Annotated in this window: 1 pseudogene; it reads left to right on the top strand. The window is 52.0% G+C overall.

Annotation, left to right across the window (positions count from 1 at the left end):
* Positions 1-704: pseudogene (locus tag R7Q46_RS27145) on the top strand (fructuronate reductase); the annotation flags it as partial.

Genomic DNA, 704 nt, shown 5'->3' with positions numbered 1-704 from the left:
CTGTTCTCGAAAAAATGGCCGAGCCACAAGTGGCGATCGTTTCAATGACGATAACCGAGAAAGGCTACTGCGCCGACCCTGCAACGGGCACGCTTGATAAAAACAACCCGCTAGTCATTGCTGACCTAGCCAACCCAACGGAGCCAAAATCAGCCTTGGGTTACATAGTGCAAGCACTGAAAATGCGTCGTGAACGCGGCCTAACGCCATTTACCGTGATGTCTTGCGATAACGTGCAAGAGAACGGTCACGTAGCAAAAGCAGCGGTACTGGAATTCGCTCAACTGCTTGACCCAGAATTGCGCGACTGGATTGAAACCAAAGTTACCTTCCCTTGCACCATGGTTGACCGCATTGTGCCAGCAGCAACCGAAGAGACGCTGACCGAAATCGCTGAACTGCTTGGTTGTGAAGACCCATGTGGCATCGCTTGTGAACCTTTCCGCCAATGGGTTATCGAGGATAACTTTGTGGCTGGTCGTCCAGATTGGAATGTGGCTGGCGCAGAATTTGTTGCCGACGTTGTGCCTTACGAAGAAATGAAGCTGCGCATGCTAAATGGTAGCCACTCTTTCCTAGCCTACCTAGGTTACCTTGGCGGTTACGCGCACATCTCTGACACCATGACAGATGAAGGCTACCGCAAAGCGGCATTCGACATGATGATGCAAGCACAAGCCCCTTCGCTGACCATGCCAGAAGGC

Source organism: Vibrio sp. 811, assembly GCF_033339195.1.
The sequence above is the reverse complement of the archived record's forward strand: the minus strand, read 5'-3'. Positions and strand labels throughout refer to the sequence as shown.